Origin of the sequence: Thiolinea disciformis DSM 14473, from assembly GCF_000371925.1 — a bacterium.
In the GTDB taxonomy this organism is placed as follows: Bacteria; Pseudomonadota; Gammaproteobacteria; order Thiotrichales; family Thiotrichaceae; genus Thiolinea; species Thiolinea disciformis.
Map to the genome: position 1 here is coordinate 1 of NZ_AQVE01000001.1, position 22,182 is coordinate 22,182.

Below are 22,182 nucleotides of genomic sequence, written 5' to 3' on the forward strand. Positions count from 1 at the left end.
GTAACCTCAGCCAGGCTTGGGCTGCCAGATCTGACCAGTGCTCAATAAGCTGCTCTGAAGCGATTTCGCGTACAAACTCATCAATATCCTCTAAGGCACGCTGTTGCAAGAGTATTCGGGTTTGATCATCGGGCCATTGTTTAACAAGTTGCTCTAAAGCGGTGCGGCGCACCTGATTATTGGTATCCTCTACAGCACGTTGTTGCAAGAATATTCGGGTTTGATCATCGGGCCATTGTTTAACAAGTTGCTCTAAAGCGGTGCGGCGTACCTGATTATTGGTATCCTCTACAGCACGTTGTTGCAAGAGTGTTCGGGTTTGATCATCGGGCCATTGTTTAACAAGTTGCTCTAAAGCAGTGAGGCGCTCCAAGAGTGTTCGGGTTTGCTCATCGGGCCATTGTTTAACAAGTTGTTCTAAAGCAGTGAGGCGTACCGCTTCATCCATATCCTCTACAGCACGCTGTTGTAACAGTATTCGGGTTTGATCATTGGGCCACTTTTTCACGAGCTGCTCTAAAGCGGTGCGGCGTACCTGATTATTGGTATCCTCTACAGCACGCTGTTGCAAGAGTGCTCGAGTTTGATCATCGGGCCATTGTGTAGCAAACTGCTCTAAAGCAATGCCACGTACGGCCTCATCCTCTACAGCACGCTGCTGCAACAGTATTCGGGTTTGATCATCGGGCCATTGTTTAGCAAGCTGCTCTAAAGCGGTGCAGCGTACCGCTTCATCCATATCTTCTACAACATGCTGTTGCAAGAGTGCTCGGGTTTGATCATCGGGCCATTGTGCAGCAAACTGCTCTAAAGCAATGCTACGTACGGCCTCATCCTCTACGGCACGCCGCTGTAAGAGTGTTCGGGTTTGCTCATTGGGCCATTGTTTAGCAAGCTGCTCTAAAGCGGTGCAGCGTACCGCTTCATCCATATCCTCTAAGGCACGCTGTTGCAAGAGTGCTCGGGTTTGATCATCGGGCCACTTTTTCACGAGCTGTTCTAAAGCAATACTGCGTAGCCATTGATCTGTATCCTCTAAGGCAGTTTTTCGTAGCAGATTATATATATCAGGGTATTGATCATCGAATTCACATAGAGCAAGTAAACTGCCACTACGTATATATGGCAAGTCTGACTCTAAAAAATTAGTAAGCGTCTGTTTAGTTAATCCTAAACTCTGTAATAGTAGTGGCCAAAAAAAATGCCTTATGACGTTCCCTTGTGAAAAATTTGGAAGCTCAGTAGGCAAGTTGAGTTTTGGCCAATTTTGTCCTAATTCTTGAAAAGCTCGGTGTAGACTTTTAAAAAATCCGTCGCTAGGGTTATTAAAGCTAATAAATAAGCGCTCAATTTTTTTAAAAAACTGTTCGCCAGTTTTTACTAATCTGCTGCTATTCCTTGCTTCTCCCAAACAGAAAGCAGCTAAAATAATTTCTGGTAATTTTGCTTCTGTATCCAAAGCATCCAAATCTGTTTTATTTATCAAATGCTCAACAATCTGCCCCACAAATTGCTCATCAATTTGACCACAAATCAAACGCAATACTTCACGCCAAGCATCATCCGCATAATGTGCATCAAATATTCCTATTAAATCCTCAATACTCAAAGCACGCTGATGAGTAAATTTATAAACAATATCCGCTGCACAAAAATACTCTAAGAATGCCCGATGCACAAAGGCATAACTATTCGCACCAATAAAGCACAGAATAAAATTCCGTTCGCGCAATTGTTTGACGACTGCATTAGCAGCACCTCTTGCTTGGGCAAAATGCAGTTCCTCACGCAAATAGGTTTCGATAATTTTGCTTAGTTTTTCGCCGGTAATAATATTTCCTGCCAACCCTTCTGGCGCATTTTGCATCTGTTCAGCAATGCGCCGTAATAAAGCGACTTTGGCGCTGAGATCAAACTCGTTGCGCAATTCGGGATAAGCTTCCAAGGCGCGTTCGGTATCCCATTGATGCAATAAGACTTCAGAGGCTTTTTGATACAATGCAGCTCGATGACGCGGCAATTCTTGATGGCGATTTAAAATAGCCATCATGGTTAGCAATAAGGGATTACCGGCTAGTAGCGCAATGGATTTTGAGCTTGCAATCGCCTTGGCTAAGCGCTCGCGTTTTAACTCGGCTTCTGCGGCCTTGGAAGTTTCAAAAGTAGTTGCGTGCCATTGCTCTAGGAAGGTTTGAATCTGCTTTGAATCTAAATCCTGCAACATAAAATCGCGGAATTGCGCATCGCGTAAAGCTTTGGGCTGATAGCCAACCACACGCGAGGTGACAATAATCCGCACTTGTTTATAGTCATTGCTAAAGCGGTGAATATCATGAATCACTTGCTCACGCTGCACCGGATCAAACACTTCATCCAAGCCATCCAACAGCAAAATCACCCGATCAGGTTGTTGCATCAGATGATTGAGGGTTTGCTGATTGAGGCGATGCCAAGTGCGCGCGGCATGTAAATAATGCAAAAAACTTTTGCCACTAGGACATTCCCAGAGATTATAAGCACGTAACTCAATCAACAAAGGTAAAGCTTGTTGCAAGCGCTCATTAGCAGAGGGTAAATTCGCCCAGCGCAAGGCCAAATAACGTAATAAAGACGATTTACCCGATCCCGGATCACCCAAAATAACCAAATTCGCTAAGCTCGGATCAGCGCAAACTTCTAAAATCGGGCGCAGCGGCTGCTCAAAATAGCGCTGGCGTTGCATCGCTTGCAAACGCTCCAACTCTTCCAAATTCGCTGCATCAATCTCGCCTCTTTCCAACAAACGCTTTTGATGCTCTTTGGGCATTTCTAAAAGTTGAGGTTTGTAATCTTGGGTTTCGCGGCAGGATTGCGGCACAAAGATATTCCACAAACGAATTTCATTGTAAAAAACGCCCGTGCTGTCTAAACAATCAAAACCCACATCCTGAAATTTTTCTAATAAAGCCTCACGATAAGCCTCTTGATCAAACTCCGGCGGTAAGCCACTTAACTCTAATAAAGCCGTGTGGGATTGTGTTGTTTGCGCATGCTCAAAAGCTTGTTGGATTTCGGGGTGGTTATCGCGAATCGTTTTGATTTTGCGTTTGAAGGCTTTGGCAAGGTGTTCCCATGAAAACTCCTCTGGTAAATCAGGTGCATTAGGAAGGTCTTGCCATGTGCGTGCCAAAATACCCGCATCTAACTGAAATTGAGGATCAGTGAATAAAGGCTCAAAGAGATCAAGGAATGATTCAGAGTTAACAAACACTTTCACAAAAGGTAGAAAGCGGTATTGAATATCTTTTTCGCTCACCTCATTATCGAGTAGCTCATTCTCCATAAGCTCCAAGAACTCTTTCAATGCTAAACCGGTGGCTTTCAATAAAGGTTCACGCTTGAGTTTAGAAAAGGTAGTTTTATAAATTTTTCCTAAAGTACTTTTTCCGGCATCTTTAGCTAGATCATTGCCAAAATCTTTAAGGAACTCTTCTAGTATAGGCTTTGCCAAAAGCAAAGCACCGCTTACTAATAACTCCAGCCCTATCATACTCAATCCTCCTTAGCCCATGCCTAGCACTAGCTTAAACTAAAAGTAGAGGTATAACGAATCAGCTTATAAGTAGCTAGCCGGAATCACATCCACTCCAGCCGACAACGGAATATCCGCCTCGCGTAGGCAAATAAGAGCACCATGCCCCACTTGCTTATGTAAACTTGCTAACACCTTGAAGTTTTTGACCATGCTCAAATTAGGGCTGGCCGTTTTTTTAAATTCCACCGGATAAAGTGTATTATCCTGTTCTAGCAATAAATCTATTTCACGTTGCTCTTTATCACGATAGAAATAAGCATAAGGTGTTTTTCCGTTATGCCACCAACTCTTCAGGATTTCCACTAACATCCAATTTTCTAAAATAGCACCCGACATAGCACCTGCTTCTAATGTTTCAGGAGATGACCATTGCGTCAAATAAGCGCATAAACCGGTATCTAAAAAATATAACTTGGGCGTTTTCACCAAACGTTTAGTCACATTAGTGTGATAAGGCTGGAGGAGATAAATAATTCCAGAGGTTTCTAAAATCGACAACCATGCTTTTACGGTTTTAGGGTCAATATCTACATCACGCGCTAAATCAGCATAGTTTAATAATTGCCCGACACGTGCCGCGCAAGCACGCAAGAATTGGAGAAATAAACGCTCATCACCGACACGAGTTAAATCACGCACATCGCGCTGTAAATAAGTTTGCAAATAAGCACTGTAAAATAAATCTCGCGGCATGGCAGGCTCTAAAGCCAGACGCGGAAAAGAACCCAACCAAATACGCTTATATAAATCTATTAGATTTAAGCTGGGTAGTTTTTGTACCCGCGCTTGATAAAGCCAGGCAGTCGTTGGTAGAAAAGGCTGGGAATCCATAGCACGTTGATTCAGTTCCGCTTGTGATAGACCTAATAAATCCAAGACCGCCACTCGACCTGCTAAGGTTTCGGTAATGCCCTGCATCAAATGAAATTTCTGCGAACCTGTCAGCCAAAACAAACCCGTTTTTTTCTCACGGTCAACCATGAGTTTAATAGCGCGAAATAACTCTGGCGCATATTGAATTTCATCCACGATCACAGGTGGAGGATGACGTTGAAAAAATAAAGCAGGATCAGTGCGCGCCAATTCAGCTTCTTGTGGATCATCCAAGGTCACATAGTGGCGTTCCGGCTCTGCGCAGGCTTGCAATAAAGTGGTTTTGCCCACGTGCCTTGCTCCTGTGAGTAGTAAGACAGGGAACACGCTGGAAGCTTGCTGGATGGTATTTTGAAGGGTGCGTTGATACATGACATTCGACTAATCGGGAATATAATTCCATTTTAGTCGAGATTTTTAAAATTGTAGAGCTAGACTTTAAGGGAATTATCTTAAAACTTCACCCAAATCGCCCCATTATCTGCAGACTTCACACAAGCCTCCAGCCACTTCACCCCACACAGCCCCGCCTGCACATCGGGATACCACAGTTGTTCTAAAAAGGCGTGATCCTCACGCTCCAGCGCATCAATCGCCAAAGCAAAGCGGTGGTACAAATTCGCCCATGACTCAAAAAATCCTTCGGGGTGACCGCCACCAATACGGCTGCAAATCCCATCCACGCCTTGCGCTAAATAGCCCAGGCCGCGCTCGAGAATTTGCGCGGGCTGACCTTGAATTTCATAGCGTAATTGGTTGGGGTATTCGTCCCACCATTCTAGGCTAGCTTTTTCGCCGATTACGCGGATTTTTTGTTGGTGCATCGAACCTGCATTCACTGAGCTTGCCCACAATGTGCCGACCGCGCCGCCTTTGAATTTAAACATCACATGCGCATTATCTTCGAGGGGTGCACGGCTTGAGATAAAACTCTGGCGCATACAGCACAGCTCATCCACTTCAAGCCCCGTGAGCATTTCCATCAAATAATAGGTATGTGTGCCCAGATCACCCAGCACATAAGTTGGCCCTGAAATGGCTGGATTCATGCGCCATTTTGCACCCGCGCTCTGCTCTTCAATGGCAGTGCTATGAAAGCCATGCGCAAATTGCAGCGTGACAATACGAATCTCACCGAGCTTACCCTGATGAATCATCTCACGTGCTTGATGTAGCATGGGATAGCCAGAATAGCCATACATTACTGCGAATAGCTTGCGTTTAGCTTTAGCTAAATCAACCAGTTCTTGGGCTTCGGTACTAGTAAAAGTGAGCGGCTTTTCGCAAATCACATGCAAACCCACTTCGAGTGCCGCTTTACTAATCGCGTAATGCATGTCATTTGGTGTAGCAATACTCACGGCTTGAATGCCATCCGCACGTGCCGCCTCGCCAGCAAACAGCGCTTGGTAATCTGCATAACAGCGCTCAGGCTCTATCCCTAAATGGCTGCCAAATTCGCGCCCGCGTGCGGCATCAAGATCCAATGCACCGGCTTTGAGTTGGAAAAAACGATCCCGAGCAGCACTAGCACGATGCGCATAACCAATTTCACTGCCACGCCCACCCCCAACCATGCCCCAACGAATCGGGGCAGTGAAATGCCGCTCTTCATTAAACATGCTCAATCCTTCGTTTCAGCTACTAATTTGCTTGAGAGTATAAGCAAGAGCAATAAATTTTGTAATTTATTTTCTATATCAATAGAATATTAGAATTAAAATTTCAATCGATCGAGGTTTTTTGTAATTCATCCATAAAAGTTTTGACCACCAAATTGGAGCGTGCACCTTTACGGGTAATAATGGCATAGGCCGTACTGTAATGAAGCTCTTCGGGCAGCAGTGCACGCATTCGGCCTTCATTTACCCAGCGCTGTGCATAGTGTGTCGGTAAATAGCCAATGTATTGCCCTGTCAAAATCAGGAAAGCAATCCCCTCACGGTCAGTGGAAGTAGCAGCGGGTTTTAAATCGCGCATCAATTCTTTCACGGCAACCGTTTGGGCATAAGCCGGCAAAACCGCCGCTTGTTGGCTTAAGATTTTACGATCCAGTTGCTGCTGATCGAAGTCAAATAAAGGATGCTCGGCGCTACAGTACAAACACGATAATTCATCATACAGCGAAAGATAGTTTAAACCGGTCAAGGGGCGTAACTCAGGCACTGCGCCAATATGCAAACGACCATCCAAGACTTCTAATTCAATATCTTTGGGTGGAATCATGCGGATATTAATTTTGACCGAAGGGCCGAGGGTGTGTAGGCTTTTTAAGGCATCCGTGACCCGCATATATGGCATGGTGACAAGGTTATCGGTAATGCCAATATTCAACTCGCCACGCAGGTGATTGTGTAGCTCGTTGACTTGGGTGCGAAAGGTTTCCATCGAACCCAAGAGCTGTAAGGTAGAGTCATAAACTTTTGCGCCTTCATCCGTGAGCGCAAAACCCGTGCGTCCACGCTGACAAAGACGTAAGCCTAAACGCTGCTCAAGATCAGACATTGCCAAACTAATGGCTGAGCGACTGATATTTAATTCCGCTTCTGCCGCCGCAAAACCGCCGCACTCGACGACGGTTTTATAAATGCGCAACAGCCTTAAACTACTATCACTGAGCTGGCCTTTGAGCATAGCTTAGGACGGGAAAGCAAACTGGACTTTTTCACGTACCGCTGAGGAAGGCCAACGTTGGGTGATGGTCTTACGACGGGTATAAAAACGAATACTATCCGGCCCATAAGCCGAGAGATCCCCAAACAAGGAGCGCTTCCAACCACCAAAACTATGATAGGACACTGGCACAGGTAAAGGCACATTGATCCCGACCATGCCGACTTGAATATAATCTGAGAAATAACGTGCCGCTTCACCATCGCGGGTGAAAATACAAGTGCCATTGCCATATTCATGATCATTGATCAACTGCATGGCCTCTTCCATCGTGTTGACGCGTACCACTTGCAAGACTGGACCAAAGATTTCTTCTTGGTAACTAATCATGCTCGGTTTGACATGATCAATCAGCGTCGCACCGACAAAGAAGCCATGCTCGAACCCAGCGACTTTGACCTTACGACCATCGACCACAATCTTGGCACCATCCTGTTCCGCGCTATCAATATAGCCTTTGACTTTCTCCTGATGCGCTTTGGTGATTAAAGGTCCAAAGTCATTGCTGCTATCTGAATACGCACCCGTTTTCAGGTTCTGCATCGCTAGGGTCATTTTCTCAACCAGTGCATTAGCAGCATTGTCGCCAACCGCTACCGCAACCGATAAGGCCATACAACGTTCGCCTGAAGAGCCAAAGGCCGCCCCCACTAATTGCGCGACCGCATTATCCATGTCCGCATCTTCGAGGACGATAGCGTGATTTTTCGCGCCCCCTAAGGCTTGACAACGCTTACCGTGTTTGGTCGCGGTGGAATAGATGTATTCGGCAATCGGGGTGGAGCCAACGAAACTCACGGCTTGCACACGGGGATCATTTAGCAGGGTATCGACGGCCTCTTTATCACCATTAACAACATTCAATACCCCAGACGGTAAACCTGCCTCATGCGCGAGTTGGGCAATCAACATCGTGGAACTTGGATCACGCTCCGAAGGTTTCAGAACGAAGGTATTGCCACAGACCAGCGCTGCGGGATACATCCATAAGGGAACCATCGCGGGGAAGTTAAAGGGGGTAATTCCTGCAACGACACCGAGGGCTTGGAACTCACTCCACGAATCAATCCCAGGCCCTGTATTGCGGCTGTGTTCACCTTTTAAGAGCTCAGGGGCATAACAGGCGAATTCGACATTTTCAATACCGCGCTGTAACTCTCCCCCCGCATCATGGGCAATCTTGCCATGCTCTTCACCAATCAGTTGATTGATGGTTTGAGCGTGTTGTTCTAGCAGCTCTTTGAATTTGAACATTACCCGTGCACGCTTCGCAGGGGGCGTATCGCGCCAGGCTGGAAACGCCGCGTGCGCCGCAGCGATCGCTTCTTCGACGGTCGCTTTTGAGGCTAGGGCTACCTGTTTGCTCACTTCGCCTGTAGAAGGGTTATACACCGCTTGTGTACGACCTGTATCTGCGCGTAACTCACCATTGATTAAGTGACCGACTGTTTTCATTAATGAAGCTCCTTAATTGACTCGCCAATGGCATTGACCAACGCATCGATTTCTTGCGGCTCTATCGTAAAAGGTAAACCCAGTTGGATGGTGTCGCCACCACTACGCACGTAAAAGCCTTTTTCCCAGCATTTTTTCATCACCTCAAAAGGTCTGATCACCGCATCGCCATCACGCGCTTGCAGGGTTAAGCCACCTGCCAAACCGTAATTACGAATATCCGTCACATGCGGCAAACCTTTTAAACCATGCCACGCTTCCTCAAACACTGGCGCCATCGCTTTCACTTTCTCAATCATATGCTCACGTTGCAACACTTCTAAAGCTGCTAAACCCGCTGCACAGGCAATCGGATGAGCCGAGTAAGTGTAACCATGTGGCAATTCAATCATGTGTTCAGCGCCACCTTTATCCATAAAGCACTGATACACCGCGTCATTCACCACCACCCCGCCCATCGGCTGAGTACCATTGGTGACTTGCTTAGCGAAGGTTAACATATCTGGCGTTACACCAAATGCCTCAGCGCCTGTATTAGCACCAACACGTCCAAACGCAGTAATCACCTCGTCAAAAATCAATAAGATATTATGCTGAGTACAAATCTCACGTAAACGCTGCAAATAGCCAACAGGTGGCGGAATAACACCTGCCGACCCTGCCATGGGTTCGACAATCACCGCACCAATATTCGACGCATCATGCAAGGCAATCATATTCAATAATTCATTCGCCAGTTCAGCGCCTTGCGTGGGCATACCTTTAGAGAAGGCATTCGCCGCAGTCATGGTATGTGGCAGATGATCCGCTTCAATCCCTTGTCCATAGAGAGCACGATTGCCAACAATACCACCCACACTAATACCACCAAAATTCACGCCGTGATAACCCTTGATACGCCCGATCAAACGTGTTTTGGAGGCTTGACCTTGCTTGCGCCAATAAGCCCTCGCTATTTTTAAGGCGCTGTCGACCGCATCCGAACCACTACAAGTGAAAAACACATGATTTAGACCTGTAGGCATAAGCTCAGTAATGCGCTCAGCTAAGGCAAACGCTTTGGGATGGGCAAAGTTAAACGCTGGCGAGTAATCCAATTCTTGGGCTTGTTTAGCGATTGCTGCGCTAATGTCTGCTTGACAATGTCCTAGACCACAAGTCCAAAGTCCCGATAAACCATCGAAAATGGTGCGTCCGCGATCATCTCGATAATAACGACCCTCTGCTGCGACAATCACACGAGGATCTTTGTGGAAAGAGCGGTTACTGGTAAACGGTAACCAGTAGGCATTTGAGTAGTTAGTCGAAGTCATACAAATCTCTCCAAGGTGGCGATAATGCGCCTATAGTGCTTTAGTCGTTATTTTTAATAAATTTAAAATTTCATCCACTTAGTTTAATGAAAACTAAACCATAAGCTACGCCAGATGTTTAAGCAAAATCGCCTCTGCCCTGTAGTTTTTAGCCCATCTGTAAGCCTAGCTTGAGGATGCCCTAAAAAAGAACCAGTAGAAATCCTTAACTGACTGATTTAACGATGGGCTTATTCTAAAGCGCTAAGTAAGCGTTTTTATAGGGCGTATTCAGCACGAAAATGCTGCACTTTAGTTAAGTAAATATAAAAGTGATTTCAATTTTTTTGAAATTTATCTCATTCAAGCTCTGTAACACAATAAAAAAACCCAAAAGACTTTTGTCCTAATCGCTGAAGGCTAGTAGTCAGTTTCTAAATTAGCGTGAATTCTTTGAGAACTATACTAATGTTTGGCGAGGGCATTTGTCCTTAAGTGCAGCAAGCTAGCGCAAAGCTCGTGAGAGAAAGGTTCAAACCCTTGGCTGCTACCCATAACAATTGGTTAAGGAGAATAAAATCTATGCTGGCTAGCTTACAAAATGGCATTTGTAGTGCACGACTGGATTTAGCTACTTATCAACAAAATTTTGCCGACGCACATCCCCCTCTCAATGCTATCCAAGCCAAAATCGAAGCCGAACGTTGTTATTATTGCTTTGCCGCACCCTGCCAAACGGCTTGCCCTACCGGTATCGATATTCCCAGCTTTATTGCACGCATTGCCCAAGATAATCCGCGAGGCGCTGCGGCTAAAATATTGGAGGAGAATATATTAGGGGGTATGTGTGCGCGTGTTTGTCCTACCGAAGTGCTGTGTGAGCAAGCTTGTGTGCGTAATACTAATGAAGATAAACCGGTGGAAATTGGTTTATTACAACGCTTTGCCACGGATAGTTTTTTTTCTAAACCCAAACCACCGTTATTTAAACGCACCACTGATACTGGCAAAAAGATCGCCGTGGTTGGTTCAGGGCCAGCCGGTTTGTCCTGCGCACATCGCTTAGCCTGCCTAGGCCATCAGGTCACTGTATTTGAAGCGAAACCTAAATTAGGTGGTTTAAACGAATACGGTTTAGCTGCTTATAAGACCCCCAATAAGTTCGCACAGCAAGAAATTGAATGGTTGCTGTCGATTGGTGGCATCACTGTTCAAACCAATACCCGCTTGGGTAAAGATGTGTTCTTCCAAGATATAGTGCAAAACTTTGATGCCGTATTTCTAGGCTTAGGCTTAGCGGGTGTAAATGCTTTAGGCATTCATGAACCTGAGTCTGTTGGTCTACGTAATGCTGTGGAATTCATTGCCGATTTGCGTCAAGCCGAGGATCTAAGTCAATTGCCAGTCGGGCGCAAAGTCGTGGTCATTGGCGGCGGTATGACCGCCATTGATGCGGCAGTGCAAAGCCGAAAATTAGGTGCAGAGGAAGTGACTATTGTGTACCGACGTGGTCAAGAAAGTATGAGTGCTTCCGAATATGAGCAGGCATGGGCGAAAAACAATGGGGTAAAGATTCGCCATTGGGCAGCACCTCTTGAATTACATACTGCTAATGGCCAACTCACTGGAATACGTTTTGCATATACCCAATTAGTGGATGGTCGACTGACACAACTGCCAGAAAGTTTTCAGCTAGAGGCCGATATGGTATTGCGGGCGATTGGTCAGACCTTTGATAGTAGTCACAGCGTTGAAGGCTTGGCGATGCAAGGCGGCAAGATTCTCACCGATGCTCATGGCAAAACCAGTCTCGCCAAAGTCTGGGCGGGGGGAGACTGCCGTTATGGTGGCAAAGACCTGACCGTAGAAGGGGTGCAGCATGGAAAATTGGCTGCTATCGACATTGATCGTGTATTAAGAACCGCCTAAGAGAGGAGCAAATCATGGCCGATTTAAGCAGTAATTTCTTAGGTATCAAAAGCCCTAATCCATTCTGGTTGGCTTCAGCACCGCCAACCGATAAAGAAGTCAATGTGATGCGTGCTTTAGAGGCAGGTTGGGGGGGGGTGGTTTGGAAAACGGTAGGTGAAGATCCGCCCGTGGTGAATGTGCATGGCCCACGCTATGCCGCTTTATTAGGCCAAGATCGGCGCGTGATTGGTTTCAATAATATTGAGCTGATTTCAGATCGCCCACTCAAAGCTAATTTAGAAGAAATGGCACGGGTAAAAAAGCGCTTTCCGGATCGAGCGATTATTGCCTCGATTATGGTGCCCTGCACCGAGCAAGCGTGGAAAAATATCCTGCCGCAAGTAGAAGATACCGGCTGCGATGGCATTGAACTGAATTTCGGTTGCCCACATGGCATGAGTGAGCGTGGCATGGGTTCAGCCGTGGGGCAAGTGCCGGAATATATTCAAATGGTGACTGAATGGTGCAAGCAATACAGCCGCCTCCCGATTATTGTCAAACTCACCCCTAATATCACCGATATTCGTATGCCCGCGCGTGCAGCCAAAGCCGGCGGTGCGGATGCAGTGTCACTCATCAATACCATCAACTCCATTATGAGTGTGGATTTGGAAAAGATGGCGATTTACCCGAATACCGATGGCGCAGGTTCGCATGGCGGTTATTGTGGTTATGCAGTGAAGCCGATTGCGCTGAATATGGTGGCAGAAATTGCGCGCGATCCTGAAACGGCTGGATTACCAATATCAGGGATTGGGGGCATTACCACGTGGCGCGATGCGGCAGAGTTCTTAACACTTGGCGCAGGGACGGTCCAAGTCTGCACAGCCGCCATGGTGTATGGATTCAAGATCATCGAAGATCTCTGCGATGGCCTGTCTAGTTTTATGGATAGCAAAGGCTATCAGTCCATTGATCAGTTAGTAGGCAAAGCTGTGCCAACGGTTAAAAACTGGAATCAGCTCAATCTCAATTATGTTGAGAAGGCGGTGATTAATCAGGATCTCTGCATTAAATGCGGGCGCTGTCACATCGTCTGCGAAGACACTTCACATCAAGCCATTTTCGCGACGAAAAATGGTGAACGCCATTTTGAAATTAATGAGGCCGAATGCGTGGGCTGCAATTTATGTGTCTCCATTTGCCCTGTGCCCAATTGCATCACTATGCGTGCCTTACAAGTCGGTGAATTGGATCAGCGCACAGGGCATACCATCAGTGGGACTTATGCTAATTGGACAACTCACCCTAATAATCCAGGCGCCAGTTGCTCTTAAGTAGTACTCACCTCATTCAAGTAGCGGGAGAAAAAGTTAAGCCAAGTTGAGTCCTTTACCCCTTAAACCACCAGAAGGAATTAAACATGAGCGATTCGTTAAGCAATAAAGATCTACAACCCACGGCTCTCGCTGAACGACATTGGCGTTGGCAAGATTATGCAGCGCTTTGGGTCGGCATGGTGGTTTGTGTACCCACTTATACGATGGCTAGCTCCATGCTCGACCAAGGTTTTACTTGGCAAAAAGCCGTTTGGCTCGTGTTTTTGGCCAATTGTATTGTACTGGTACCGATGATTTTAATGGGGAGGATTGGTGCAAAATATGGCATCCCTTTTCCGGTGATTGCACGTGCATCGTTTGGGGTAAAAGGGGCGAGCTTACCGGCAGTGTTACGTGGTTTAGTCGCTTGTGGATGGTTTTCAATTAATTGTTATTTTGGGGGCTTGGCGTTACATAGTTTTCTCAATGTGTTGGGCATGAACTTATCGGGACCTGCCGAGGGCCAGTTTATTAGCAACTCACAACTGGTCACTTTCTTTATCTTTTGGCTGATGCACCTCTATTTCATTTGGAATGGCCTAGAGTCGATCCGTAAACTAGAAGTCTATGCAGCTCCCTTAATGATCGCTGCCTCAGTGGCTTTAGTTATCTGGGCTTTTATTAAAGTCTCACCCAGCCAAATTTTCAGTTTACCGGCCAAAGTGGTTGAGGGTGGCCCCAAAACTTGGGCAGCTTTAACCGGCCTCGTCGGCTTCTGGGCAACCTTAGCCTTGAATATCCCTGATTTCACGCGCTTTGCCAAATCACAAAAAGATCAACAAGTCGGGCAATTTATTGGCTTGCCAATTCCCATGGCCCTGTTCTCTTTGGTAGGCATTATTGGTTTTTCCGTATCACAAATTCTATATGGTAAAGCACAATTATTCCCGGATGCTTTACTTTCCCAAATCGGAAGCGTCGCCGCAGGCATTGGTTTATTAGTGATTCTCTTAGCTAATTTAACCACGAATGTCGCTGCCAACTTGGTTTCACCATCTTATGACTTCAGCCAAGTCGCACCAAAATATATTAGCTTCCGCACCGGTGGCTTAATTGCTGCTGTGATTGGCTTGCTATTTATGCCTTGGAAATTACTGGCCACTTCCGGCGACTACCTATTTGTCTGGTTGGGCGGTTATGGGACTTTGTTGGGCGCTATTGCAGGTATTTTGTTGGTAGATTATTACCTTGTGCGCAAAGGACACTTAAGCGTAGAAGAGCTTTATAACACGAATGGCATCTATACTTATAGCAATGGCTGGAACTGGCAGGCTGTCTTAGCGTTTGTGCTTGGCGTCTTACCTTGCCTACCCGGTTATTTGGCGGTAGCCGGCATTGTCGCTAAGGAAAGTGTACCGAGCTTCTTAGTAGATTTATTTAGTTTCGGCTGGTTTTTCAGTTTATTCGTGGCGGGTTTGTATTATTACATTAGCGCATCAAAACAGCATAAGCTCAGTGGAGTAACAGCATGAGTTCAGCAGTCTTAATTCGTGGCGGTACAGTCGTCAATGCGGATGCCGAGCGCAAAGCCGATGTGCTGTGTGTGGAGGGTAAAATTGCGGCCATGGGCGAACAAGCAGCTGATTTAGCGCCTGCAGGTAAGCAAACGCTGGATGCTAGTGGGCAATATCTTATACCCGGCGGCATTGACCCTCACACCCATATGCAATTGCCCTTCATGGGTACGGTCACGGTCGATGATTTCTATACGGGTACGGCAGCAGCGATGGCGGGCGGTACGACCACTATTATTGACTTCGTTATTCCAAGCCCGAAACAGCCGATCATGGAAGCCTATCAAACCTGGCGCGGCTGGGCAGAAAAAGCAGCCAGTGATTATAGCTTCCATGTGGCGATTACGTGGTGGAGTGATCAAGTACATGAAGATATGGGCAAGTTAGTGCGTGAAGAAGGCGTAAATAGTTTCAAGCATTTCATGGCTTATAAAAATGCCATCATGTGCGACGACGAGACCCTTGTGAATAGTTTTAAGCGAGCCTTAGAACTGGGCGCGATGCCCACCGTGCACGCCGAAAACGGTGAGCTCGTTTATCTGCTCCAGCAAGAAGTCGCCAAAATGGGTATTACGGGTCCTGAAGGTCATCCACTCGCACGTCCGCCAATGGTAGAAGGCGAAGCGGCAAATCGCGCCATTGCGATTGCCGATGTGTTAGGTGTACCAATCTATATTGTGCATGTCTCGTGTATCGAAGCGGCTGATGCGATATCACGGGCGCGTGCTAGAGGACAACGTGTCTATGGCGAGGTCTTGGCAGGGCATTTGCTGATTGATGATAGTGTGTATCGTCACCCTGATTTTGCTTTTGCCGCCGCGCATGTGATGAGCCCACCTTTCCGTCCAAAAGGCCACCAAGAAGCGTTGTGGCGTGGCCTACAGTCTGGACAATTGCACACTACCGCCACCGATCACTGTACCTTCTGTGCTGCTCAAAAAGCCGCTGGCTTAGATAATTTTGCCAAAATTCCCAATGGCACGGGTGGCGTGGAAGAACGCATGACCGTTTTATGGGATGCGGGGGTCAATACTGGCCGTTTAACGCCCAGTGAATTTGTGGCTATCACGAGTGCCAATGCCGCCAAATTATTTAATATTTATCCGCAAAAAGGTTGTATTCAAGTTGGTGCGGATGCTGATTTGGTGCTGTGGGATCCAGAAGGAACACGCACTATCTCGGCACAAACCCATCATAGTAAAGGGGACTTTAATATCTTTGAAGGGCGCACAGTCAAAGGCATTCCCAGTCATACCTTGAGTCAAGGCAAAGTCGTTTGGGCGCAGGGTGATTTGCGCGCTGAGCGCGGTGCAGGTCGCTATATCAAACGTCCCGCTTTTGGTGTGAATTTTACGGCTGCGCAAAAGCGCAGTGAAACTTTAAAACCAACTGCTGTGCAGCGCTAAGGCGTTGAGGAGGATGTGATGAAACAGCAAACAGAGTTGGATATTAGCAATTTACGGGTGAATGGTGAGCGCTTGTGGGACTCTTTAATGGAGCTAGCGCAAATTGGCGCAACTCCAAAAGGGGGAGTCTGCCGTTTAACCCTCACCGATTTGGACAAACAAGGTCGTGATCTAGTGCTGAAGTGGGCGCAAGAAGCAGGCATGACGATTACTATTGATAAGATTGGCAATGGATTTATGCGCCGTGCGGGGCGCAATAATGCACTACCCCCAGTGGTTACTGGCAGCCATATCGATACCCAGCCTACGGGTGGAAAATTTGATGGTAACTATGGTGTGCTCGCAGGTTTAGAAGTGGTGCGTACTTTAAACGACTATAAAATCGAAACCGAAGCACCAATTGAAGTGGCTTTTTGGACGAATGAAGAAGGCTCACGTTTTGTGCCGGTGATGATGGGATCGGGCGTATTTGCCAAAGCGTTTACGCTGGAACATGCCTATGCCGCAAAAGATACCGAAGGCAAAACCGTACAGGGTGAATTGGAGCGAATTGGCTATATCGGTGAACAAGAGCCGGGTGATCATCCGATTGGTACTTATTTTGAAACGCATATTGAGCAAGGGCCAGTACTCGAAGACAACGATAAGACCATCGGCGTCGTACAAGCAGTGCTGGGTATTCGTTGGTTCGATTGCACCGTGGTCGGCATGGAAGCGCATGCAGGCCCTACGCCTATGCATTTACGCAAAGATGCGATGCAGGGCGCTGCGGAAATTATGCAAGAGATTGTCACTTGTGCTTTACGCCATGCACCCCACGGGCGCGGTACGGTCGGTATGGTGCATGTTCACCCTAATAGCCGCAATGTGATTCCAGGTACAGTGAAATTCAGTATTGATTTACGTAATCATACCGATGAGCTAGTTGATCAAATGGCCGATGAGGTAAAAGCATTTGCAGCAGCAGTGGCTGAGCGCCGTGGCTTAGAGATTAAGATTGAAATGGTTTCCAGCTACCCCGCGCAACCCTTCCATCCTGACTGTGTGAATGCGGTCGCTAAAGCAGCGGAAAAGCTCGGCTATTCCAATATGCCTGCTGTTTCAGGCGCGGGGCATGATGCGGTGTATATGGCACGTCTAGCACCTAGCGGCATGATTTTCATTCCCTGCAAAGACGGGATTAGCCACAATGAAATTGAAGACGCGAAGCCTGAGCATATTACCGCAGGTTGCAATGTACTTTTACATGCGATGTTAGAGCGAGCAGGTATCGCTTTATAATAAACCGATTAAGGATAAGCTCTAAATTGGCGCTTATCCTTAAATATTACCTAGCCCCTATACCCTGCGATGCCTAGTTCGCGCCCCTAAAGCCGTCAAATAATAAATTGATTAAAGTTTATTCATCCTAAAGAGCGAGCTTAAAACCCTAATCAATCACTTTCAGTCTACACCCTTGGTAAAGATGCAATTAAAAAATGTATAAAATTTATACTAATCTTTCCTGCAAAAAACCAACTTTAGACTATACTCTACCTCTTAAGCATTACGCTTGAATGGGCCACATAATATTTATCGCTCTATAACAATCTTTGGGGAGTATTGTCAGACGGAGGGAGTATGACTGCTGTTTTTGCAAAAACCTTGAAAGGAAAAGATGAAATCGATAGCCATGCAGGTGGCTTGTCGAGTGTATTACGTCGGGTCTTAATCTTTATTGATGGGCAGCGCTCCGTAAAGGAGCTAGAGCGCTTGCCTAAAATTGGTGATTTGCAAGATGTACTAAATACCCTATTGCGCGGGGGTTACATCATGCCAGTCAATGAGTTGTTAGCCTCAGACAACACAATCACGCGTAACAGCACGCCTTTAGCTAGGCCCTTACCTAGCAGCAATACTATGTTTCGGCCTTTGCCTAGCGAAATAGATCTAGAAACGCTGCAAATGGCACGCAATTTTATGTGTAATACCTTGAACGCTTTCGTTGGTTCATTCGGGGCTAGTGGTTTAATCAGTCGTATTCAAACCGCAAAAACCCATCAAGACTTACGTGATTTATTTGAAGAATGGCATAGTGCAGTCATCGCAACACGTGCAGGCCGTAAAGATGAGAAAAACCTACGCTTAAAATTGTTGGAAATCATCTAAAACGCTATGTAGATAGCTATTCCAAAAAAGCTCCTCTGCCAGTATTACTGGCTTTGGGGGTTGCGCTAGATACACATTAGCACCACCCAGATGTGGCGGTGCTCAAAGATTATTGGTCGCAATAGCATAGTGTGTTGTAGGATTTTATTAACTCGTTTAATAAGAAGCATGAAACCGCCTCCTGACATGATATGGTATCCAAAATCCCACCAAGAAACGAATAGCCGACACGCTCACCCCTCCATTACTAGCTGTTCTTATTCGCTGAGTTCCACCGATCACAAATCCTCCCTACCGTTTTGTCTGTGTGGTTAACGAACCTCAGACAAAGCCTTTGCCATAGACTGCCTTTGGGCTAGCTGGCAACTTGGTTATAGCTGAACATATAGGCTTTTTATCTTACAAATCGGTATGCTGCGATAGCAACTCACCTACTGCACCCCTGCCCCAAAACTGCTACCATACCCGACTATTTTGCTGCGCCACCCTAGGACGTAGCGTATCTGATTTATCTAAGAGGTTCTTCCCATGCTGGTTGCTGCCAATATCACCATGCAGTTTGGTGCTAAGCCGCTGTTTGAAAATGTTTCTGTCAAATTTGGCGATGGAAATCGCTATGGCTTGATTGGCGCGAATGGCGCGGGCAAGTCAACATTCATGAAAATTCTCTGCGGTCAGTTAGAGCCAAGCTTCGGCAATGTCTCTAAAGATAGCACCGAACGTATGGCCTATCTGCGTCAAGACCAATTCGCCTACGAAGAAATGCGGGTGTTGGATGTGGTCATGATGGGGCACGAAGACATGTGGAAAATCATGTCGGAAAAAGATGCAATTTATGCCAATCCTGAGGCCAGCGAAGATGATTATATGCGTGCGGCTGAATTGGAAGGACAATTCGCAGAAATGGACGGCTATACCGCTGAAGCACGCGCCGGTGAATTATTGCTTGCAGTAGGTATTCCGGTGGAGCAACACAATGGCCCGATGCGCGAAGTAGCACCGGGTTGGAAATTGCGCGTACTATTATGCCAAGCCTTATTTGCGAATCCAGACATTCTGCTCTTGGACGAACCCACCAACAACCTTGATATTAATACGATTCGTTGGCTGGAAGAGACTTTGAATAATCGTAACTCGACTATGATTATTATTTCGCATGACCGGCACTTCTTGAACCAAGTTTGTACGCATACCGCTGACTTGGACTACGGCAAGATTCAGGTGTATCCGGGTAACTACGATGAATTCATGGAAGCGGCAACAATGGCGCGTGAACGCCAAGCCAATGCGAATGCCAAGGCTAAAGAAAGGATTTTGGAGCTACAAGATTTCGTGCGCCGCTTCTCAGCAAATAAATCCAAAGCCAAACAAGCCACTAGCCGCCGCAAATTGATTGAAAAACTTAAGCCGGAAGACATCAAACCGTCTAGTCGTCAATATCCTTGGATTCGTTTTGAATATGATGAAAAAGAACGTTTGCATCGTTTTGCCGTCGAGGTGGAGAATCTAAACTTCGCTTATGAAGGTTCCGATAAACCGATTGCTAAAAATTTCAGCTTTACTATTGAATCGGGTGAAAAAGTCGCCATTATCGGTGAAAACGGCGTGGGTAAAACGACACTGATAAAACTGTTGCAAGGTCATTTGCAGCCGCAAAAAGGTACGATCAAATGGGCGGAGAAAGTACGTATTTCCTCGTATGATCAAGATCATGAGGATGAATTCAAAAGTGATCGTTCACTCACCGACTGGATTGCGGAATATGTACGCAAAGAAGGCTATGAAGGTGAAGATGCGGAAACGCAAATACGTGGTACGCTAGGTCGCTTATTATTTGGTGGTGATACCGTTAAGAAGGCAGTAAAAGTTTTATCGGGTGGTGAAAAAGGCCGGATGATCTTTGGGCGCATGATGCTGTCACGTACTAATGTGATGCTAATGGATGAGCCAACCAACCACTTGGATATGGAATCCATCGAGTCGCTGAATGGTGCGCTAGCGCGTTATGATGGGACACTCATTTTCGTGTCACATGATCGCGAATTCGTCAGTTCCTTAGCCACTCGGATTTTCGATGTGAAAGGAGATGGGCGGATTGTGGATTATCGTGGCACATATGATGAGTACTTAAGCAGCCAAGGCTTAGAATAAGGCACCTATGTTGCAACTTAAGGTATTACGTCACTTAGATTTAACTGAGCCAACTCAAGCTGGTCGCCCGCTTTTTTTGTCAGCCGCCAGCGGTTTAGTCAGCGTAGGCGATTATTTGTATGTTGTCGCAGATGATGAAAATCATTTAGGCATTTTCTCTCGTATCCAATCTGCATCTGGACGCTTGTTACGCTTAGTAGACGGTGATTTACCAAATGATGCTAAGGAACGTAAAAAACAAAAACCTGATTTTGAAGTTTTAACTTTACTACCTGCTTTTAGCAATTATCCACACGGTGCTCTATTAGCCATGGGGTCGGGGTCGAAGAAACATCGTCGCAGAGCCGTGCTATTAGGTTTGGCAATAGATGGTTCAATTAATACTGCGCCGCTCATCATTGATTTAAGTCCTTTGTATGAACAATTAGCCGAACAATTTACTGACCTAAATATTGAAGGCGCATTTGTTAATCAACATCTGAATCTATTACAGCGTGGGAATAAGTCCGAACATAATAAAAATGCTTGTATTCTTTTGGATTTGCAAGCTAGCCTAGCTGCTTTGACACAGCAACAACTCAATGCCGATTTGATAAGGGAGATTCGCCCTTATGATCTAGGAAATGTCCATGATGTACCCTTATGCTTTACCGATGCTAGCCCTTTGCTTGGTGGGGGTTGGGTATTTTCAGCTGTGGCAGAGGACACTGATAATAGTTATGCAGATGGTGTATTAGTGGCAGCAGCGCTTGGTGTAATCAGTGCACAGGGTAAGCTAGAACATCTAATACCATTAGATAATCGCTATAAAATCGAAGGGGTATCTGTAAGCGTTGAGGGCGATAAGCTTCGTTTACTTTTAGTAACTGATGCAGATGATCCCAACCAACCAGCCGTTTTATTAGAGTCCCTATTAGATGGCTACCCATTTTAATACTTAATTAAAATAGAATTCATTCCGTTGAGGAGAGCAGGTATGAATATAAAGGTTGACATTGATATGACGCCTGAAGAAGTGCGCCGCTTGGTCGGTTTGCCGGATGTACAAGAATTTAATCAACAGGTCATGACGAAAATGATGGAAAAGCTGACCGCAGGGGCAGAGGGCTTTGATCCCATGAACTTATTTCAAGCTTCTATTATGAATAATACTGAATTTGCTAAAAAATGGATGGATGCTTTTAATCTATTCTCTTCTAGCAAAAACTAACGCGTTTAGACGCCCCTCTTTTTACAGAGGGGCTAACCCATTCGATTACTTCACCGCTTTTAAACCGTTTTGCAAACCATTGAGCGACACGGGGAAAATTACCGGCTCTTTATTCGGGGCTGGGCGATAAGCTAATAAAGCCCGCTTGCCATGCGTGAGTTGTTGGAACATTTTATTATCTAAGGTAAATCCTGCACGGCAGCCTTGGGCATTACAGACGCCACCAAAGCCAACGGGTGGATTATTATCCACTTTGAGCTGTACGCCCTTTTTAATATCAATCCCTTTCGGCAATTCGAAAATCGCGGTAGGAAATTGTTTTCCCTGTCCGTAACCCAATACAGTCACCATCAGGGGCTGCTTTTTACCTTTTTCCGACAATACTTGTTGTAAATAGCAAAGTTGCTTGTTATCCGGAGAGGCTTCACATTGCACGCCCCAGTCACCAAACCGCTGCCCTGCTTGTGCAGCAGCCCAAGTAGTGCTACTGAATGCACATAACAGCAATAAACCAGCCCATTGTTTGGTTGTTTTCAACATAAACCGCTCCCGTCTTTTTGACTTTTAAATTTCATGATCTATCAATAGTATAATAG

The 22,182-nt window shown here is 46.1% G+C and carries 16 protein-coding genes; 9 read left to right on the forward strand and 7 right to left on the reverse strand.

Going from position 1 to position 22,182, the window contains the following annotated elements; genetic code table 11:
- The 6 genes from A3IE_RS0100005 to aptA form a co-directional block, all read right to left on the reverse strand.
- A partial coding sequence (locus tag A3IE_RS0100005) for a HEAT repeat domain-containing protein (RefSeq protein WP_020393506.1) occupies nucleotides 1-3,529 on the reverse strand: 3,529 nt, incomplete at its 3' end.
- Between the two features lie 66 nt (nucleotides 3,530-3,595).
- Entirely contained in the window at nucleotides 3,596-4,819 is a 1,224-nt protein-coding gene (locus tag A3IE_RS0100010; protein WP_026154698.1) for an ATP-binding protein, read from the reverse strand.
- Between the two features lie 80 nt (nucleotides 4,820-4,899).
- The gene (locus A3IE_RS0100015) at nucleotides 4,900-6,069 is read right to left on the reverse strand and encodes a Gfo/Idh/MocA family protein (RefSeq protein ID WP_020393508.1); all 1,170 of its coding nucleotides are present in this window, start codon (nucleotides 6,067-6,069) and stop codon (nucleotides 4,900-4,902) included.
- 103 nt (nucleotides 6,070-6,172) lie between these two features.
- Nucleotides 6,173-7,042, reverse strand: coding sequence for a LysR family transcriptional regulator (locus A3IE_RS0100020; RefSeq protein ID WP_245539159.1), 870 nt, complete (start codon nucleotides 7,040-7,042; stop codon nucleotides 6,173-6,175).
- A 42-nt stretch (nucleotides 7,043-7,084) separates the two neighbouring features.
- Nucleotides 7,085-8,575: a CoA-acylating methylmalonate-semialdehyde dehydrogenase gene (locus tag A3IE_RS0100025; RefSeq protein ID WP_020393510.1), complete on the reverse strand. Its 1,491-nt coding sequence runs from the start codon at nucleotides 8,573-8,575 to the stop codon at nucleotides 7,085-7,087.
- Complete coding sequence (gene aptA / locus A3IE_RS0100030; RefSeq protein WP_020393511.1) at nucleotides 8,575-9,888, reverse strand: omega-aminotransferase AptA; 1,314 nt, start codon at nucleotides 9,886-9,888, stop codon at nucleotides 8,575-8,577. The genes A3IE_RS0100025 and aptA overlap by 1 nt, the downstream gene beginning before the upstream one ends.
- A gap of 561 nt (nucleotides 9,889-10,449) precedes the next feature.
- On the opposite strand from aptA, the gene A3IE_RS0100035 reads away from it, so the two are divergent.
- From A3IE_RS0100035 to A3IE_RS0100075, 9 genes are all read left to right on the forward strand, one after another.
- On the forward strand, nucleotides 10,450-11,796 hold the full coding sequence (locus A3IE_RS0100035; RefSeq protein WP_020393512.1) for an NAD(P)-dependent oxidoreductase: 1,347 nt from the start codon (nucleotides 10,450-10,452) through the stop codon (nucleotides 11,794-11,796).
- A 14-nt stretch (nucleotides 11,797-11,810) separates the two neighbouring features.
- On the forward strand, nucleotides 11,811-13,115 hold the full coding sequence (gene preA, locus A3IE_RS0100040; protein ID WP_020393513.1) for an NAD-dependent dihydropyrimidine dehydrogenase subunit PreA: 1,305 nt from the start codon (nucleotides 11,811-11,813) through the stop codon (nucleotides 13,113-13,115).
- A gap of 86 nt (nucleotides 13,116-13,201) precedes the next feature.
- Nucleotides 13,202-14,629, forward strand: coding sequence for an NCS1 family nucleobase:cation symporter-1 (locus A3IE_RS0100045; RefSeq protein ID WP_020393514.1), 1,428 nt, complete (start codon nucleotides 13,202-13,204; stop codon nucleotides 14,627-14,629).
- The gene (hydA, locus tag A3IE_RS0100050) at nucleotides 14,626-16,077 is read left to right on the forward strand and encodes a dihydropyrimidinase (RefSeq protein WP_020393515.1); all 1,452 of its coding nucleotides are present in this window, start codon (nucleotides 14,626-14,628) and stop codon (nucleotides 16,075-16,077) included. Before A3IE_RS0100045 ends, hydA begins: the two co-directional genes overlap by 4 nt.
- An 18-nt stretch (nucleotides 16,078-16,095) precedes the next feature.
- Nucleotides 16,096-17,358 carry a Zn-dependent hydrolase gene (locus A3IE_RS0100055; RefSeq protein WP_020393516.1) on the forward strand — a complete coding sequence of 421 codons (1,263 nt, stop codon included), beginning with the start codon at nucleotides 16,096-16,098 and terminating at the stop codon, nucleotides 17,356-17,358.
- Between the two features lie 339 nt (nucleotides 17,359-17,697).
- Nucleotides 17,698-18,225: a hypothetical protein gene (locus A3IE_RS0100060; RefSeq protein WP_020393517.1), complete on the forward strand. Its 528-nt coding sequence runs from the start codon at nucleotides 17,698-17,700 to the stop codon at nucleotides 18,223-18,225.
- 528 nt (nucleotides 18,226-18,753) lie between these two features.
- Nucleotides 18,754-20,376, forward strand: coding sequence for an ABC-F family ATPase (locus A3IE_RS0100065; RefSeq protein WP_020393518.1), 1,623 nt, complete (start codon nucleotides 18,754-18,756; stop codon nucleotides 20,374-20,376).
- 7 nt (nucleotides 20,377-20,383) lie between these two features.
- Nucleotides 20,384-21,310 (forward strand): DUF6929 family protein, encoded by a 927-nt coding sequence (locus A3IE_RS0100070; RefSeq protein WP_020393519.1) that lies wholly within the window; start codon nucleotides 20,384-20,386, stop codon nucleotides 21,308-21,310.
- Between the two features lie 42 nt (nucleotides 21,311-21,352).
- Nucleotides 21,353-21,586: a DUF6489 family protein gene (locus A3IE_RS0100075; protein ID WP_020393520.1), complete on the forward strand. Its 234-nt coding sequence runs from the start codon at nucleotides 21,353-21,355 to the stop codon at nucleotides 21,584-21,586.
- Nucleotides 21,587-21,631: 45 nt separating this feature from the next.
- On the opposite strand, the gene A3IE_RS0100080 is transcribed toward A3IE_RS0100075, so the two are convergent.
- Complete coding sequence (locus A3IE_RS0100080) at nucleotides 21,632-22,126, reverse strand: invasion associated locus B family protein (protein WP_020393521.1); 495 nt, start codon at nucleotides 22,124-22,126, stop codon at nucleotides 21,632-21,634.
- Nucleotides 22,127-22,182: the final 56 nt, after the last annotated feature.